Annotated in this window: 18 protein-coding genes and 2 pseudogenes; 3 read left to right on the top strand and 17 right to left on the bottom strand. The window is 65.8% G+C overall.

The features are described 5' to 3' along the window. Positions 1-30: 30 nt before the first annotated feature. The 14 genes and pseudogenes from PG883_RS08350 to PG883_RS08285 all read right to left on the bottom strand — a co-directional run. Positions 31-117: pseudogene (locus PG883_RS08350) on the bottom strand (copper homeostasis protein CutC); the annotation flags it as partial. Between the two features lie 38 nt (positions 118-155). Beyond that, positions 156-251, bottom strand: coding sequence for a copper homeostasis protein CutC (locus PG883_RS08345; protein ID WP_372587720.1), 96 nt, complete (start codon positions 249-251; stop codon positions 156-158). 33 nt (positions 252-284) lie between these two features. After that, on the bottom strand, positions 285-404 hold the full coding sequence (locus PG883_RS08340) for a copper homeostasis protein CutC (protein ID WP_081843955.1): 120 nt from the start codon (positions 402-404) through the stop codon (positions 285-287). Positions 405-412: 8 nt separating this feature from the next. Beyond that, a pseudogene (locus tag PG883_RS08335) lies at positions 413-505 on the bottom strand (copper homeostasis protein CutC); the annotation flags it as partial. 35 nt (positions 506-540) lie between these two features. Further along, a complete protein-coding gene (locus PG883_RS08330; RefSeq protein ID WP_125117434.1) occupies positions 541-1266 on the bottom strand; it encodes a copper homeostasis protein CutC in 726 nt (241 codons plus the stop codon). A gap of 41 nt (positions 1267-1307) precedes the next feature. Continuing rightward, positions 1308-2210 (bottom strand): ROK family protein, encoded by a 903-nt coding sequence (locus PG883_RS08325; protein ID WP_010673476.1) that lies wholly within the window; start codon positions 2208-2210, stop codon positions 1308-1310. A gap of 109 nt (positions 2211-2319) precedes the next feature. Beyond that, entirely contained in the window at positions 2320-2826 is a 507-nt protein-coding gene (locus PG883_RS08320) for a GNAT family N-acetyltransferase (RefSeq protein ID WP_039039287.1), read from the bottom strand. Further along, positions 2814-3629, bottom strand: a complete 816-nt coding sequence (locus tag PG883_RS08315) for a M48 family metallopeptidase (RefSeq protein WP_010673474.1) — start codon at positions 3627-3629, stop codon at positions 2814-2816. Before PG883_RS08315 ends, PG883_RS08320 begins: the two co-directional genes overlap by 13 nt. A gap of 152 nt (positions 3630-3781) precedes the next feature. Next, a complete protein-coding gene (locus PG883_RS08310) occupies positions 3782-4756 on the bottom strand; it encodes a PstS family phosphate ABC transporter substrate-binding protein (RefSeq protein WP_010673473.1) in 975 nt (324 codons plus the stop codon). 273 nt (positions 4757-5029) lie between these two features. After that, the gene (gene phoR, locus PG883_RS08305; protein ID WP_042014623.1) at positions 5030-6325 is read right to left on the bottom strand and encodes a phosphate regulon sensor histidine kinase PhoR; all 1296 of its coding nucleotides are present in this window, start codon (positions 6323-6325) and stop codon (positions 5030-5032) included. 72 nt (positions 6326-6397) lie between these two features. Next, a complete protein-coding gene (gene phoB / locus PG883_RS08300; RefSeq protein ID WP_010673471.1) occupies positions 6398-7087 on the bottom strand; it encodes a phosphate regulon transcriptional regulator PhoB in 690 nt (229 codons plus the stop codon). 102 nt (positions 7088-7189) lie between these two features. Beyond that, positions 7190-7600: a VOC family protein gene (locus PG883_RS08295; RefSeq protein ID WP_164882912.1), complete on the bottom strand. Its 411-nt coding sequence runs from the start codon at positions 7598-7600 to the stop codon at positions 7190-7192. Between the two features lie 68 nt (positions 7601-7668). After that, positions 7669-8955: a GGDEF domain-containing protein gene (locus tag PG883_RS08290; protein ID WP_053288159.1), complete on the bottom strand. Its 1287-nt coding sequence runs from the start codon at positions 8953-8955 to the stop codon at positions 7669-7671. A gap of 283 nt (positions 8956-9238) precedes the next feature. Continuing rightward, positions 9239-10915 carry a sigma-54-dependent Fis family transcriptional regulator gene (locus tag PG883_RS08285; protein WP_128272612.1) on the bottom strand — a complete coding sequence of 559 codons (1677 nt, stop codon included), beginning with the start codon at positions 10913-10915 and terminating at the stop codon, positions 9239-9241. Between the two features lie 288 nt (positions 10916-11203). On the opposite strand from PG883_RS08285, the gene exaC reads away from it, so the two are divergent. After that, entirely contained in the window at positions 11204-12721 is a 1518-nt protein-coding gene (exaC, locus tag PG883_RS08280) for an acetaldehyde dehydrogenase ExaC (protein WP_041213364.1), read from the top strand. Positions 12722-12772: 51 nt separating this feature from the next. On the opposite strand, the gene PG883_RS08275 is transcribed toward exaC, so the two are convergent. Then, positions 12773-13567 carry an AraC family transcriptional regulator gene (locus PG883_RS08275; protein ID WP_103244450.1) on the bottom strand — a complete coding sequence of 265 codons (795 nt, stop codon included), beginning with the start codon at positions 13565-13567 and terminating at the stop codon, positions 12773-12775. Between the two features lie 96 nt (positions 13568-13663). On the opposite strand from PG883_RS08275, the gene PG883_RS08270 reads away from it, so the two are divergent. Continuing rightward, positions 13664-14551, top strand: coding sequence for a DMT family transporter (locus tag PG883_RS08270; RefSeq protein ID WP_161470782.1), 888 nt, complete (start codon positions 13664-13666; stop codon positions 14549-14551). A 95-nt stretch (positions 14552-14646) separates the two neighbouring features. On the opposite strand, the gene PG883_RS08265 is transcribed toward PG883_RS08270, so the two are convergent. Both PG883_RS08265 and PG883_RS08260 read right to left on the bottom strand, forming a co-directional pair. Beyond that, on the bottom strand, positions 14647-15051 hold the full coding sequence (locus PG883_RS08265; protein ID WP_161470781.1) for a carboxymuconolactone decarboxylase family protein: 405 nt from the start codon (positions 15049-15051) through the stop codon (positions 14647-14649). Further along, positions 15048-16031 carry an aldo/keto reductase gene (locus tag PG883_RS08260; RefSeq protein ID WP_161470780.1) on the bottom strand — a complete coding sequence of 328 codons (984 nt, stop codon included), beginning with the start codon at positions 16029-16031 and terminating at the stop codon, positions 15048-15050. Before PG883_RS08260 ends, PG883_RS08265 begins: the two co-directional genes overlap by 4 nt. Before the next feature lie 99 nt (positions 16032-16130). Here PG883_RS08260 and PG883_RS08255 point away from each other — a divergent pair, with 99 nt between their 5' ends. Further along, positions 16131-17039: a LysR family transcriptional regulator gene (locus PG883_RS08255; protein ID WP_069785606.1), complete on the top strand. Its 909-nt coding sequence runs from the start codon at positions 16131-16133 to the stop codon at positions 17037-17039. The last annotated feature ends 7 nt before the right edge of the window (positions 17040-17046 follow it).

The raw sequence follows: 17046 nt of genomic DNA, 5'->3' as shown, positions 1-17046 counted from the left end.
AGGCACCATGGCGCCGCACGGTCTGTATCGGGCCCTGTCCAGCAGAGCCCGCACCGCTGCGACCTTGGCGCCGTCGGTGATGTTGACCCGGCCGTCGTCAGAGGTGCCCATGTTGATGTCACAGAGAGAGGCACCATGGCGCCGCACGGCCTGTATCAGGCCCTGTCCAGCAGAGCCCGCACCGCCGCGACCTTGGCGCCGTCGGTGATGTTGACCCGGCCGTCCGTCCGAGGTACCCATGTTGACGTCACAGAGAGAGGCACCATGGCGCCACACGGCCTGTATCAGGCCTTGTCCAGCAGTGCCCTCACCGCTGCGACCTTGGCGCCGTCGGTGATGTTGACCCGGCCATCGTCCGAGGTGCCCATGTTGACGTCAAAGAGAGAGGCACCATGGCGCCGCACGGCCTGTATCAGGCCCTGTCCAGCAGAGCCCGCACCGCCGCGACCTTGGCGCCGTCGGTGATGTTGACCCGGCCGTCGTCCGAGGTACCCATGTTGACGTCACAGAGAGCGGCACCATGGCGCCGCACGGCCTGTATCAGGCCCTGTCCAGCAGTGCCCTCACCGCTGCGACCTTGGCGCCGTCGGTGATGTTGACCCGGCCATCGTCCGAGGTGCCCATGTTCACACCATGGGGCACCATGCCGCCGCGCCAGCCCATGCCGGACATGTGTACTTCATTGACGTCGGTGAATTCGATGATGGTGCGCACGTTGTCGGCGTTGACCCCGGCCCCCGGCATCAGGCTGGCCCGTCCCGCCAGCGCCTGGTGCATGGCCTGCAGGGTTTCGAGCCCCGCCAGCGCGGTCGGCGCATGGCCGGAGCTCAGAATGCGCTCGCAACCCGCCGCGACGATCGTCTCGAGATCCAGCCGCCAGTCGGAGGAGAGATCGATGGCCCGGTGGAAGGTGACGCCAAGCGGCCCCGCCGCCTCGACCAGTTGCCGGAGCTTGCCTTCGGGTACCCGTCCATCTTCATCCAGCAGACCGACCACCACCCCTTGCAGGCCGGCGGCACGGGCGGCGGCGATATCCTGCAGCATGATGTCGAACTCCCCCTCGCCAAAACAGAAATCCCCGGCACGGGGCCGGATCATGGCGTAGACGGGGATGGTGGCGTGGCGCGCCACCTGCTGCATGAAGCCATAGGAGGGAGTGAGACCGCCCAGCCCCAGCGCAGAGCAGAGCTCGATGCGATCGGCGCCGGCCGCCTGGGCGGTGAACAGGGATTCGAGGTTGTCGATACAGATTTCAAGACGGGTCATGATGACTCCTTGTTCGGGGAGATCAGACCCTCTGTCCGATCTCACAGATTGAGCAGGGCTGCACCGCGCACACCGCCGGCACCACCGAATCGGGCCTCGCGGATCGCCGGCAGGGCGACACCGGGCAGCAGGTGACCGGGCAGACGTTTGGGCAGCTCCTCATAGAGGGCTGGCAGGGCGCTCAGGCCGCCCCCCAGCACCACCACATCGGGATCAATCACCGAGATGGCGGTGGCGAGGCCGGCTGCGATGATCTCGAGCCAGCAGTCGATGGTCGAGAGGGCCGCCGCCTCACGGGCATCGGCACGGGCGACAATCTGGTGGCCGCTCACCCGTTCCCCATGAACATGGTGGTATAGCCGCTCCAGGCCCGTGCCCGACGCATAGGTTTCGAAACAGACCAGGCGCCCGCAGCCACAGCGGGGACGGGGCAAATCCGGGTATTTCATCAGGATGGTGGCGGGCAGCGGGTAGTGACCTATCTCCCCCGCCAGCCAGTTGCGCCCCTGGATGAGCTTGCCCGCCAGGTAGACGGCGCCGCCGATGCCGGTGCCTATGGTGACGCCGAGGGCGCTGCCAGCACCGTCTGCGGCCCCCTGATGCACTTCCGACCAGAGGAAACAGTTGGCGTCATTGTCGACCTTGACCGGTCGGCCCAGCAGTTCGGCCAGATCCGCTCCCAGATGGCGGCCATGGATGGCGGGCAGGTTGGCCGCCACTATGCTCCCGTCGAGGCGATTGAGGATCCCCGGAAACCCGATGCCGACGGCCCCTTTCACCCCGAAGCGCGCATCCGCCGCCTCGACCCGCTCGCGCACAAGCTGCTGCAGCGCCGGGTAGTCGTTGCCCGGCGTGCTCACCCGCTCTTCATGGCAGAGGGTCAGGGCGTCGTCATACACCGCGAAGGCAATCTTGGTGCCGCCAATATCAAATCCGTAGTACATGCCACACTCCCTTGCGGTGGACCCGGCCACCTCAGTCTGTCCAGATGGGGCACATTGTATTAATTCGCAAAAAAAATAAAGTGACCGGGGGCGAAAAACGGGAGCCAGCTCAAAGCAAACGGAACATTTGTCGTTGTTGGCAAGGTTGTCCGAGGCTCATCAGGGTGCGCTCCTGACCGTCGAACATGAAGCCGCGGCGCAGGTAGAATCCCTCGCCGATGTGATTGCCATCCAGCAGCCAGAGCCTGACGCACTCGCAACCGGCCCGGCGCATCTGCACCGCCACCGCCTGCCACAGCCGTTTGCCATGACCCTGACGCCAGTGATCGGGATGAAGGTAGAGCGCCCGGATCCGCGCCGTCATCAAGCCTTCCTCCAAAGAGGGCTGCCAGTAGAGCAGGCCGATGACCACGTCGTCCTGGCAGACCAGCATGGGAACGGGGCCGGGCTCGGCGAGCCGGTGTCGCCAGATCTGCAGGTGGTCGGTCACCGCCAGCTGGGCCAGCATGTCGGCCCCCAGCACCTCCCCGTAGGCCGCCAGCCAGCTCGCCCGCTGCATCACCGTCATGGCGGCGGCATCGGCGGGACGCGCCAGGCGCAGGCTTACGCCTTGCACTGGGGAACCAGCCCTGATGCTTTCGCCTGCTGGTACAGGGGCTGCACTTCGGCCTGCTGGGCCTGCAGGTTGGCGATCCGGCTCTGGTCGCTGGGGTGGGTGGAGAGCAGCTGGGGCGGTGCCTTGCCACCGGAGGCGGCGCTCATGTTCTGCCACAGGGTGACGGCTTCGGCCGGGTTGAACCCGGCGCGGGCCATCAGCTCGAGACCGAGCCGGTCCGCTTCGCTCTCCTGGGTTCTGCCATAAGGCAGGGCTATCCCCACCTGGACCCCGAGGCCCAGGGCGGCCATGGTGGCAGCACCCCCGAGGCTGTCGCTGCTGCCGATGGCGGCGTCCGCCACCGCCAGCCCGATACCGGTCAGCTGATCCCGGGAGAGGCGCTCGTTGGAGTGCTGGGCCAGCACGTGGGTCAGCTCGTGACCGATGACGGTGGCGAGCTGGTCCTGATTCTTGGCGACTTTCAGCAGGCCGCTGTAAACGCCTATCTTGCCGCCGGGCAGGGCGAAGGCGTTGATCTCCTTGGAGTCGAACACCACTACCTCCCAGCTGGTGATGCCATAGCTGGCAGGCACCTGGGCGGTCACCGCCTTGGCCACGCAGCCCACATAGGCATTCATCCTGGCATCCGTGCTCACCTTCTCCTGCTGCTTCATCTGGGTGAAGGAGTCGGCGCCCAGCTGGTTCATCTGCTGGGGGGAGAAGAGCAGCATCTGGTTGCGACCGGTCGGCGACTGGGCGCAGCCGGCCAGCAGGGCGCTGCACAAGGCCGTCAGGGCCAGTCTGGAGAGGGAAGATGCGCGCATGAGAGGGTCCTTTGCCGTGAAGTTGCCCTATTCTCGGAAATGCCGCCGCCCGGCGCAAGCCGGGCGCTGCGCCCTGCGACCAAAAAGATCCTGGGGCGCACCAATGAAAACGAGCCCGCATGGGGCTCGTTTTTCTGCAAGGGCTCGTTCTGTTACATGATGCCCAGCTTCTTCAGGTCGGCCTGAACCACCTTGGCCGGGACCGGCACATAGCCGTCCTTGGCAACGATGGTCTGGCCCGCCTTGGAGAGCATCATCTTCACAAACTCCTGCTCCATCGGGGAGAGCGGCTTGTTCGGATGCTTGTTCACGTAGACGTACAGGAAGCGCGACAGCGGGTACTTGCCGGTGATGGCGTTGTCGGAGTTCGCCTCGATAAAGGTCTTGCCATCCTTGGAGAGCGGAACGGCGCGCACGCCGGAGGTGACGTAGCCGATACCGGAGTAGCCGATGCCGTTCAGGGAGGAGGAGACGGACTGTACCACGGAGGCGGAGCCCGGCTGCTCGTTCACGCCGCTCTTGAAGTCACCGTTGCACAGGGCGTGTTCCTTGAAGTAACCGTAGGTACCGGACACGGAGTTGCGACCGAACAGTTGCAGATCCTTGCCGGACCAGCTGCCGTCCAGACCCAGATCAGACCACTTGGTGGCCGCCTTGGCTTCGCCGCACTTGAGGGTGCTGGAGAAGATGGCGTCGATCTGCGACATGGTCAGCCCCTTGATGGGGTTGTCCTTGTTGACGAACACGGCCAGGGCATCGACGGCGACGCGGATGGCGGTCGGCTTGTAGCCGTAGCGCTTCTCGAATGCCTCCTCTTCACCGGCCTTCATGGCGCGGCTCATGGGGCCAAACTGGGCGACGCCCTCGGTCAGGGCAGTCGGTGCGGTGGAAGAACCGGCGGCCTGGATCTGCACGTTGACGTTGGGATACATGCGCTTAAATTCTTCGGCCCACAGGGTCATCATGTTGGCCAGGGTGTCCGAGCCGACAGAGGACAGGTTGCCCGAGATGCCGCTGGTCGGTGTGTATTCCGGCAGGTCTTTATCCACACCGGCAGCCAGAGCGCTGACAGAAAACAGGGTTGCTGCGGTGAATCCGATGACACCAGCCAGTTTGTTGAGTTTCATCCAATCTCTCCAAGTCCAAGGTTGCAGAAGGCAATCGTCAGGTTGACGTCTAAACGTGGTTGACACCCGATCGCAATGATCCGTGGGCCAGCACCACTCCTTCTCCAGTGTTACAGAAGGTCCGTTCTTTAAGACGGCGCCAGTATCTGGCCTGGCAGTGACAAATTTATGGAATTTATATGACACTTTGATGACATGGGCCGAGAGTGGCCCGGATGAAAAAAGGGCTGCGATGCAGCCCTTCTCTCGTTGCTAACACATTGACACAAAATATTATTTCACCAGCACCATGCGGGCGGGAATGAGAAAGCTGAAGCGGCTGCCCGCACCGACCCGGCTCTCGATATCGAGATGGGCATCGTGATGACTCAGGGCATGCTTGACGATGGCAAGGCCGAGCCCGGACCCTCCGGTGTGGCGCGAGCGGGCCTTGTCGACCCGATAGAACCGCTCGGTGAGCCGCGCCAGATGCTCGGGGGGGATCCCCTCCCCCTCATCCTGCACCGCAAACAGCGCCATGCTCCCCTGCTTGCGCCACTCCACGGTGATCTTGCGCCCCGCCGGGGTGTAGTGGATGGCGTTGTAGACCAGGTTGGAGACGGCGCTGCGCAGTTGATCCTGATCCCCGCGCACCAGCAGATTGGGCTGGACCATGAAGACGATCTCGTGGGCCCGCTCGCCGGAGAGCGCCCGCGCCTCCTGCTCCAGCAGCCCCAACATGGCGGGCATGTCCACCAGATGGGAGAGATCCACGGTGGGCGCCGCCTCGATGCGAGACAGGGTGAGCAGCTGGTTAACCAGATTGTCCATGCGGATCGTCTGCTCCATCATCACCTTGTGCGCCTTGGCCCACATGGCGGGGGGCGGCGGCTCCTCGGTCATCTCCAGATACCCCTTGAGCACGGTGAGGGGGGTGCGCAGCTCGTGAGAGACGTTGGAGACGAAGTGCTTGCGCGTCTTCTCCAGGCTGCGCAGCCGGGTCACGTCCCGCACCACCAGCATGGCCTGGTCCTCCGCATAGGGCATGATGCGAAATTCGAGGAACTTCTCCTCGTTGATGGGGGAGTGCATCTCGAACGGCTCGTCATACTGCCCCTTGCCCAGATAGGCGACGAAGGCGGGGTGACGGATCAGATTGCCGATGTGCTGGCCGGCATCCTCGGGCCAGCGAAAGCCGAGCAGTTGCTCCGCCAGCCGATTGCACCAGAGGATGCTGCCGTCGGTGCGAAACACCACGGCCGCATCGGGCAGCGCCTCCGCCCCTTCCCGAAAGCGGCGGATGAGGCCTGCCAGCTCCCGGCGCCGGGCCCGGTGACGCTGCTGCAACTTGTAGATGCCGTTGAAGATGTGCTCCCAGCTGCCGCTGCCGTGGGGCGGCACTAGGCTGCGATCGTGCCACAGCCAGTCCGACAGCCGCTTCTGGAAGCGGTAGTGCCAGACCAGGTGCAGCACAGTGGCCACCAGCAGGCAGAGAACGAGATGATCGATTAACCAACCTACCAAGACGAAGGGGCTGTAGAAGAACGCCATTCGCCACAACTGTCGCCGCCAGGCGTAAGGTTGCAACATTAAGATCTCCTAGAGACAGCAAAGAGCCGGGTCCAATGCCCGCCGGCAGGTGCTGGCGGCACTGGCCCTGACCTAGAGACGGGTCGAGAAGCGGTAGCCGGCCCCGCGCACCGTCTGGATCAATCTGTCGTGCCCCGTCTCTTCGATGGCCTTGCGCAGGCGGCGAATGTGCACGTCCACCGTCCTGTCCTCGACATACACGTTGGTACCCCAGACGTTGTTGAGCAACTGTTCGCGGCTGTAGACCCGCTCGGGGTGGGTCATGAAGAAGTGCAGCAGCTTGAATTCGGTCGGCCCCATGTCGAGGGCCTTCTCCTCGGCACTGACCCGGTGGGAAACGGGATCCAGCTTTAGCCCCTGCACCTCGATCACCTCGTCCACCGAGGTGGGAGAGACGCGGCGCATCACGGCGTGCAGGCGGGCGGTGAGCTCCTTGGGGGAGAAGGGTTTGGTGATGTAGTCGTCGGCACCGGCCTCGAGCCCGCGCACCTTGTCCTCTTCCTCGCCCCGGGCGGTCAGCATCACCACCGGGATCTGGCGAGTCATCTCATCCTGCTTGAGCTGCTTGAGGAACTGGATACCGCTGCCACCTGGCATCATCCAGTCCAGCACGATGAGTTCGGGGTAGGGTTCGCGCACCTTTGCCAGTCCATCGGCGTAATCTTCTGCTTCTACTGTTTCATATCCCTTCTGCTCAAGCACGAAGCAGAGCATTTCGCGGATCGGTGCCTCGTCCTCGACCACCAGAATTCGCTTAGCCATATCCCTTCTCTCTCCTCTGTGAAGATGGGTGCGCCAATTATTAGAACTTTCTGTGACACTTTTATGACTTTATGACGGGCGGGATGATAAACGTTTTCAGATTCAGTTGGCAGCAGCGAGTTGCAGCAGGTCCCAGCGATTGCCACTGATGTCCTCGAACACCACCACGGTGCCGTAAGCCTCGAGGCGCGGCTGTTCACAAAAATGAACGCCATAGGCCTGCATCCGCTCGTAATCGCCCCAGAAGTCGTCGGTCTCGAGGAACAGGAAGACCCGACCGCCCCCCTGGCGACCGATGGCGGCGCGCTGCTCCTCGTTGGCCGCGCGGGCCAGCAGCAGGGCGGAGCCGGGAGCCCCCTTGGGTGCGATCCGCACCCAGCGTTTGCCCGGTTTGCCCGGCTCGTCGAGGGGGGTGTCTTCCAATAGCTCGAAGCCCACTCCCCGGGTGAAGAAGGTGATGGCCTCGTCGTAATCCGCCACCAGCAGCGTCAGGGCGCCAATGTGTTGTGCCATGGCATCTCTCCTCGGATGGATGATGGGGCGCATGATAGCCCCGCCCGGCCATGGGCTCCAGCGCCGGTTCAGTCGGGTGCCACCTCCACCCGGTTGCGACCATTCTGCTTGGCCTGATAGAGCGCCTCGTCGGCCCGCTTGAGCGCCTGCTCCAGGCTATCCTTGCGCCGCTCGGCCACCCCGAAGGAGGCGGTGATCCCGAGCCCCAGCGGCCAGTGCCTGTACCCCTCCAGCGCCCCTCTCAGCCGCTCCGCCAGGGCGGCGGCCCGTCCCTCGTCGTAATGGAGGCAGACCAGCACGAACTCCTCCCCGCCCCAGCGCACCAGTCGGCACAGGCTGTCGCAATGGCGCAGCAGCTCGCTCACCATGTGCTTGAGCACCTCGTCCCCCACCGGGTGGCCGTGACCGTCGTTGACCCCCTTGAAGTGATCGATGTCGATGTAGATGAAGGAGAGCGGCATCTCGCCGAGCTCCCCGAGCAGCTTTTCGCCGCCGAGCCGATTGAGGGCCCCGGTCAGGGGATCGTAACGGGCCTCCTCCTCGGTGCGCCGGTTCTGCTCGCACAGGCTCGCACTCAGGGCTTCAGCCGCGAGGCGCGCCTCCCTGGCCTTGCGCAGCCGATCCCCGAACATCAGGTTCTGGACCAGGAAGAGCAGCACGCCGTAGACAAGCCACCCCAGCAGCAGATAGCGATAGAAGTCCCCCGGCTTGCACCAGCGGCCATAGAACTCCAGCCGCTCGAGCCGCAACCGGTGCTCCCCCGGCAACATCTTGTCATCGGAGGCGATCTCGATGGCGTAAACATGGTGCAGATCCGGCCCCTGCTGGACCAGCGGAATGTCGTACTGCTGCACCCACCAGGAGCTGGGGGCAAAGACATTCAGGGGGACATCCTGCTCACGACCAAAATCCCTGGCGGTGAAGAGCACTTCGTTGAACTTGTGGGAACTCTCGTCTTCCCGCGTCGAGTAGACGGGATCGTAGTTGCGCAGATAAAGGCGCCAGGCCTGTACCCCCTGCCCTTCTACATCCAGCCTCACCCGCACCCCGGTGAAGCCGGAGAGATCCAGCCCCTGCTCGGGATCGGTCAGGGTCAGAACCAGCTCGCAGAAAGGATAGGCATATTGGCTTCGCAGGGTGCACTGGATGGCGGGTCTGTCGCCCCCCTGACTCAGGGTGGCGACGGAGGAGCCCTTGTGGGCCCTGTCATCCTGGGCACGCACGGACAAACCGGCCTGGCTCAGGATGTCGAGCCGCCGCTCGGGTCCGAATTCGAATAACACCATGGCCAGCAGGCTCGCCGCCAGCAGGCACCAGAACAACAGCGTCGTCATGCGGGAATAGGAAGGGATCATCGGCATCACACCTGAAAAAGGGCTTTTACCCTACACCTTGAAGCGCCGAACCGCGCTGATCCAGATCCAAGGTTATTACACGCGCCGCACCGGGCGCAGACGGGTGCCGACTAACCGGCACGGGCCCCATGGGGCGCAAGCGGCATCGGCCAGCAGCCGGGAGAGAGGCGGGGGGCCTCGTCGGTGGTGAGATGGGTCATTGCGCACTCCCTGCGATGGAAACATAACGAAAAAACGTCCTTGCCTTCGCAGTCTACACAAGCGCTGGACGGCGCGACACCCTTCACCCCTCCTCCCGCAGCGCCCGATAGAGGGTGGTGCGACTGATGCCAAGACGGCGCGCCGCCTCGCTCACGTTGCCGCCGCACTCTGCCAGGGTCTGTTGCACCCGCTGCCGACTCTGCTCGCGCAGGGTACTCCCTCCCAAAGGTGAGCTCGCTCCCCCTTCCACGGCGGGCAGATGCAGATGGGCAGGTTCAATCCAGCCCTGCCCCTCTGCCAGTACACAGGCCACCTCCAGCGCCTGTTTGAGCTGGCGCACGTTGCCGGGCAGAGGGTGAGCCAGCAGCCGCTGCTCCGCCTCCCGGCTCAGTTGTAGCGCCGGGTCCATCTGGGCGAGCAGGTTCAGGATCAACCCCTGACGCTCGGGCACCGACCAGGCCCGCAGGGGTGCCAGTTGCTGGCGCCAGCCGCAGATGCGGTAGTAGAGATCTTCGCGAAAGGTGCCGGCCGCCACCATGGCCGCCAGATCCCGATGGCTGGCGCTGACCAGCCAGAAATCCACCGCCTCGGGTCTGTGGCTGCCTACCGGGGTGACGACGCGCTCCTGCAACACCCGCAGCAGCCGGGTCTGGGCCTGGAGCGGCAGCTCGCCAATTTCATCCAGCATCAGGATGCCGCCGTGGGCGGCGCGCAGATAGCCCTGGCTGCCCTGGCTGCGGGCACCGCTGAAGGCCCCCCCCACGTAGCCGAACAGCTCGGCCTCCACCAGCTCCGCCGGCAGGGCGCCGCAGTTGACGCACACCAGAGGCCGCTCCCGACGGCTCGAACTGGCGTGCAGGGTGCGCACCAGGTGCTCCTTGCCGCTGCCGGTCTCCCCCTCGATGAGCAATGAGATGCCCCGCTCCAGCATCTTGAGCGGCACCTGCTGCGCCTGCGATCCCCCCTCCTCAACCGCGCTCGGCAGGGGGAGCCTGGCGGCGCGCTCCCCCGCCTCCGGCACCAGCCGCAGGCCGCGGCGCTCGCGCAGCAACTGCTGACCGTCGAAGGGGTGCTGGCCGAGCCAGAGCCGACCGGCCCGGTTGGCCCCGAGCAGCTCGCCCCCCTCCCCCAGCAGCAGGCGGGCAGACCAGAGGCTCTGGGGATCGAGATCCACCAGCCAGCCCGGCTGGCGGGCCAGCAGGGCGTTTTCCAGGGTCATGGCCAGGAGGCGCACGGTGCCCAGCATGTCGCCGCCGTGGTGGGCCGCATCGGTGGAGATGTCGAGCACGCCGAGCAGTTGCCCGTCCGGCCCGAGCAGGGGGCAGGCGCTGCAACTGAGAAAGCTGTGCTGGGCGAAGAAGTGCTGCGCCCCCAGCACCTGCACCTCGCTCTGCTCGGCCAGCGCGGTGCCGATGGCGTTGGTGCCCTTGCTCGCCTCCCCCCAGCGGGCGCCGCTGCGCAAAAAAATGCGCTCGGCATGGCGGGCAAACCGGTCGTCTCCGCTCACCGCGAGGATGGCCCCCTCGCCGTCACACAGCAGCAGACGACAGGGTCTGCCTGCCAGCAACTGGCCAAAGAGCGGCAGCACGAAGCGCTGGAAGCAGGCGATGAGCGTCCTGTGCTGCTCCTGGCGAGCCGACAGCTCCCCCTGGGGCAGCAAGTCCAGCTCGGCGCTCTGCTGGCGGCTCAGCCCCTGATGCAGGCAGCGCTCCCAGGAGCGCTGGATTGGGCTGGCACCGGATTGAGGCAACTCGCTCATCACACCTCCTTCTACACACTCGCGAATAGGGCCGCCTTGAGGGAGCGCCTTCATCACGTCTCCTGTTCACAAACGGCACAGTGTCACACCCGATGTTCAGAAACGGCACAGTTCGGGGGCCGCTCTGGGGGGCACTGGTTAACCAAGATACCCCTTGGCACCCCGTTTTATAACGTTTTTGCAACCTTTTTGTGTAGAGCGCCGCCCGCTGGCACGCCCCTTGCGATGACAGGAAGCAACCGGACTGCCCGCCAGGCCGGTCAGGACCACACACATAAGGATGATGAGATGATTTATACCGCTCCCGGTCAGGCAGGTGCCCTGGTCAGCTTCAAATCCCGTTATGACAACTTCATCGGTGGCGACTGGGTGGCGCCGCGCGCCGGCCGCTATTTCGAGAACATCTCGCCGGTGGATGGCCGGGTGTTCTGCGAGGTGGCCCGCTCCGACGCCGCCGACATCGAGCTCGCCCTGGACGCGGCCCACAAGGCGTTCGCCAGCTGGAGCAAGACCAGCGTCACCGAGCGCAGCAACCTGCTGCTGCGCATCGCCGATCGCATCGAACAGAACATTGAGCGGCTTGCCGTCGCCGAGACCTGGGAGAACGGCAAGGCGGTGCGCGAGACCCTGGCCGCCGACCTGCCCCTGGTGGTGGATCACTTCCGCTACTTTGCCGGCTGCATCCGCGCCCAGGAGGGCTCCGCCGCCGAGCTGGACCAGAACACCGTCAGCTACCACTTCAAGGAGCCCATCGGCGTGGTCGGCCAGATCATCCCGTGGAACTTCCCCCTGCTGATGGCCGCCTGGAAGCTGGCCCCGGTACTGGCGGCCGGCTGCTGCAGCGTGCTCAAGCCCGCCGAGCAGACCCCGGTCACCATCATGCTGATGATGGATCTCATCAAGGACATCCTGCCCCCTGGCGTGGTCAACGTGGTCAACGGCTTCGGCGCCGAGGCGGGCCAGGCGCTCGCCACCAGCAACCGGATCCAGAAGCTGGCGTTTACCGGCTCCACCGAGGTGGGCGCCCATATCCTGCGCTGCGCCGCCGACAAGCTGATCCCTTCCACCGTGGAGCTCGGTGGCAAGTCCCCCAACATCTACTTCGCCGACGTGATGCAGCACGAGAGCAGCTACATCGACAAGGCGGTGGAAGGGATGCTGATGACCTTCTTCAACCAGGGAGAGGTATGTACCTGCCCCTCCCGCGCCCTGGTGCAGGCCAGCATCTATGACGACTTCATGGACCGGGTGCTGGCCCGCGCCCGCACCATAGTGCAGGGCAACCCCCTCGACACCACGACCCAGGTGGGGGCCCAGGCGTCCCGCGAGCAGTTCGACAAGATCCTGAGCTACATGGAAATCGGCCGCGGCGAAGGGGCCAAGATGCTGCTGGGCGGCGGCCCGGCCAAGGTGAGCGGGCTGGAGGGGGGCTTCTACATCCAGCCCACCATCTTCTCGGGCCTGAACAAGATGCGGGTGTTCCAGGAGGAGATCTTCGGGCCGGCGCTCGGGGTCACCACCTTCAAGGACGAGGCGGATGCCCTGGCCATTGCCAACGACACCCAGTACGGGCTCGGGGCGGGCCTGTGGACCCGGGACAGCAACCTGGCCTGGCGCATGGGGCGCGGCATCCAGGCCGGCCGGGTCTGGGTCAACTGCTACCACGCCTACCCGGCCCACGCGGCCTTTGGCGGCTACAAGAAGTCGGGGATCGGTCGAGAGACCCACAAGATGATGCTGGACCACTACCAGAACACCAAGAACCTGCTGGTGAGCCACGACATCAACCCCCTCGGCTTCTTCTAAGCCCATCCCATGATCCACAAGGGCGCCTGCGGGCGCCCTTTTTCATGCGGTTCAGGCCACGGGTTGGCCCAGTTGCTGGCGATAGCGCTGGGGGGCGCAGCCCTGTTCGCGCTGGAACATGGCGATGAAAGCCGAGGTGGAAGCGTAACCGAGGCGCCAGGCGATCTCCTGCACCGGCATCTCGCCCCGCAGCCAGTCCAGCGCCTTCACCAGCCGCAGCCGGGTGCGCCACTGGCCGAGGCTCATGCCAAGCTCCTTCTGGCAGCGCCGCGCCAGGGTGCGCTCCGTGGTGTGCAGCGCCCTGGCCCACTCCACCAGCGTGCGGTTGTCCTCCGGCGCCGCCTGCAATGCCGCCAGCAAGGGGGCCAGCAGGCGATCCCGGCTCTGGGGCAGGTAGCTCGGCTGGCAACGGGTGCGGGCCAGCTTCTCGATGAAGAGTTCACCTTGACGGGCATCCCACTCATCCTCCATGTGCCCGACCCGGCGCTGGGTGAAGTCCTCCAGCAGGGCCCGCAGCAAGGGGGTGAGCGCCAGCAGCTGGGGTTCCCGTGGCAGGCGCGGGGCCAGGGCGTGGCTCACGTAGATGGAGGTGTAATCCAGGGTCTGCTCGTTGAAGGCGGTGTGGGGAAGGTCCGCCGGCACCCAGATGAGGTAGTCCGGGGGCGCCACCAGCCGCTCTCCCCCCACCTCCACCACCATGACCCCCAGGCTGATGAGGCTGAGCTGACCCCAGGGGTGGGCGTGCTCGGCGCAGGCGTTGCCCCCCTGGATCTGGCTGTAGCGAAAGTAGAGGGGGTCGGGGTCGGCCAGCAGGCGATCCTGCTCGGCCAGGGTGAGGGTGCCCATGCAGATTGTCCCAAAGCGGTTATGACATGTCTTATTTACGCTACTTACCTCGTTCAAGACAAGGCTAGACTCTCCCCATCGTACCAAGGAGTGCCTATGCCTTTTCTCTTCCCCCTGCTCGCCATCCTGATCTGGGCCGCCAATACCGTGGTCTCCAAGGCCGCCGCCGGCGTGCTGGATCCCGCCGCCATCTCCTTCTATCGCTGGGTGATCGCCGCCCTCGCGCTCTCCCCCTTCTGCCTGCCGCAGCTCTGGCGCCGCCGGGCCGACATCCGCCCCTGGCTCGGCAAGCTGCTGGTGCTCTCCCTGCTCGGCATGGTGCTCTACCAGTGCCTCGCCTACTACGCCGCCCACAGCACCTCGGCCACCAACATGGGGGTCATCGGCTCCCTGCTGCCCCTGCTCACCCTGCTCATCGGGGCCTGCTGCTTTGGCCAGAAGCCGGGCAAGCAGGCGCTGCTCGGCATGAGCCTCTCCCTGTTCGGGGTGCTCTGGCTGCTGGGTCAGGGCAACCCCCTGGCACTGCTGCACAGCGGCATCAACCCCGGCGACGGCATGATGCTGCTGGGGGCGGCCAGCTATGCCCTCTATGGCCTGCTGATCCGCCGCTGGCAACTGCCGTTCGGCCCCTGGCTCAACCTCTACCTGCAGATCCTGCTGGCGGTGCTGCTGCTCATCCCGGTGGCCCTCTCTGCCGACTCCCTGGCCATTCCCGCCCAGGGCTGGAGCATGGTGCTGTTCGCCAGCCTCGCCTCCTCCATCTTCGCCGCCTACTGCTGGATGCGCGGCCTCGCCACCCTGGGGGCGGAGCGCACCTCGGTCTTCATGAACCTGATGCCCCTGTGCACGGCCCTCATCGCCGTCATCACCCTGGGGGAGCCCATTCACGGCTATCACCTGCTGGGGGGCGGCCTCATCCTGACCGGGGTCATGCTCTCCCAGCTCAAGCCGAGGGTACGCCGTCCTCTGCCAGAAGGGGCTTGAGCCGGCCAGCACCATGAAAGAAGGGAGCCTCGGCTCCCTTCTTGCTGCCCTCGTCAGGGCACACCTGACCTTTTCGCCAGGGTGACGTCTCCACCTTAATCCCTGCCCCCCCGCCCCTTGTCATGGGCGGCGAAGGCGCTGCGGGCCGCACGGATGCCATTCATGCAGGCGGGCACTCCGGCATAGACGGCGACCTGGAGCAGGATCTCGATGATGGTCTCCCGGCTGACCCCCACATTGAGGGCGGCCCGGATATGGAACTCGAGCTGTCCGGGCGCCGTGCCCATTCCCATCAGGGTCGCCACCGTGAGTATCTCGCGGGTGCAGAGATCGATGCCGGGACGGGCGAGCACATCGGCAAAGGCAAACCCCAGCACCAGCTCGGCAAGTTCCGGTGGCAGGGCATCCAGGCTGGCGGCGACTCGCGTGGGTGCCTGGGGATCGAGCCGGGCCAGCAGCGCGAACGCCCGTTCATGGCGATCCGTGTGCGAGCCGCTCATGCGTTCACCCCCTTCATCCCCTCGGCAGTATAGCGCTCCCCCGCCACCGGCAGGGTCCGGATGGCCTGGCCCAGGGCCCCGAGCTCCGCTGGGGAGAGGCGCACCGAGAGGGCGCCGAGGTTATCCTCAAGGTGGGTCAGGCGCCGGGTGCCGGGGATGGGCACTATCCCCTCCCATTGCGCCAGCAGCCAGGCCAGGGCTATCTGCGCCGCCGTGCACCCCTTCTGCCGGGTCAGGGCCATGACCGCCTGCACCAGGGTGCGGTTGGTGGCGAGGTTCTCCCCCTGAAAGCGCGGCAGACTGGCCCGAAAATCCCCTTCCTCGAACACCGCCTCCTGCTGGTAACGCCCGGTCAGAAACCCGCGCCCCAGGGGGGAGTAGGCCACCAGACCAATCCCCAGCTCCCGGCAGACGGGCAGCACCGCCGCCTCCACCTCCCGGGTCCAGAGGGAGTATTCGGTCTGCACCGCCGCCACCGGGTGCACGGCATGGGCGCGCCTCAGGGTGGCCTCGCTCACCTCGCACAGACCGATGCGGGCTATCTTGCCCTCCTGTACCAGCTGCGCCAGCCCGGCCATGGTCTCATCGACGGGATGGGCCGGATCGAGGCGGTGCACATAGTAGAGATCGATCTGCTCGATGCCGAGGCGGCGCAGGGAGCCCTCGCAGCTCTGGCGCGCATAGCGGGCGCTGTTGTCGAGGGTACGCCTGTACTCCCCGTGCTGGCGCACGATGCCAAACTTGGTGGCGACCTTCACCTGCCCCCGCCGGGTCGCGAGAAAACGCCCGATCAGCGCCTCGTTGTGGTGGGGGCCGTACATGTCGGCGGTGTCGAGCAGGTCGATGCCCCGCTCCACCGCCTCCGCCAGCACTCGCAAGGACATCTCATCGTCCCGCGGCCCGTAGAATTCGCTCATCCCCATGCAGCCCAGCACCAGGGCAGAGACCTGCAGGTTGGCTCCCAGTGTTCGTCGTTGCATCGCATTTTCTCCCTGACAAGTTGCAGGGGAGTATGGTCTTCCGAAAATTAATGAGATATAGAGATAACTGGCAACCCATTTTCCGATTATGGAAACACTATGCACGATCCCCTGCTCTGGGACGACGCCCGCGTCTTCCTGGCCATCGCCCGCAGCGGCACCCTGAGCGGTGCCGCCCACGCCCTTCGCATGGGGGTGGCCACCGTCTCCCGGCGCCTGGACAGGCTGGAGGCGGCCCTCGGCCTCCCCCTGTTCAGCCGCCACCAGCAGGGCTATCGCCTGACCGACGACGGGGAGGCCCTGCTTGAGCGAGCCGAGGCGCTGGAACATGCGGGACTGGCCTTTGGCGAGGCGGGGCAGTTGCAGGGACAGGTGGCCGGCACCGTGCGCCTCGCCACTGCCGAGAACCTGGCCAATCCCCTCATCATCCCCTCCCTGCCGACGCTCTTTGCCCAGCACCCCGAGCTGAGGGTGGAGCTGGTCACCGGGGTGCAGACGGTGAACCTGCACCGGCGCGATGCCGATCTCGCGGTGCGCATGGTCAAGCCCGATGCCGGCCACCTCACCCTGCGGCGCCTGGGCACCCTGGGCTTTGGCCTCTACGGGACCGGCGCCTACCTGGATGCCCGCAGCCCCGGGCTGGATGCCGCCAGCTTCGATCAGGATGACTTCATCGGATGGAACGAAACCCAGAGCCACCTGCCCGCCGCCAGATGGATGACCCGCATGCTGCGCGGCCGCCCCTGCCGGGTGGAGACCAGCACCCTGGCGGCCCAGCTCGCCGCCGCCCAGGCCGGTCTGGGGCTCGCGGTGCTGCCCCACTACCTGGCCCGCCAGACGGATCTGGTCTGCCTGCTGCCGGAGCTCGGAGTGGATCAGCCCATCTGGCTGGTGCTCCACAGCGATCTCGCCCACTCCCGGCGGGTGAGAGCCGTGGCGGATCATCTCATCGCCCTGTTCGAGCGCGCCCGCACCGCCCTGCACCCCTTCTCGGGCGATCCCAGATAGAAGGGCC

Source organism: Aeromonas sp. QDB25, from assembly GCF_027707725.1.
In the GTDB taxonomy this organism is placed as follows: domain Bacteria; phylum Pseudomonadota; class Gammaproteobacteria; order Enterobacterales; family Aeromonadaceae; genus Aeromonas; species Aeromonas caviae.
Note: the sequence above shows the minus strand (reverse complement) of the source record. Positions and strands in the feature narration are given on the sequence as shown.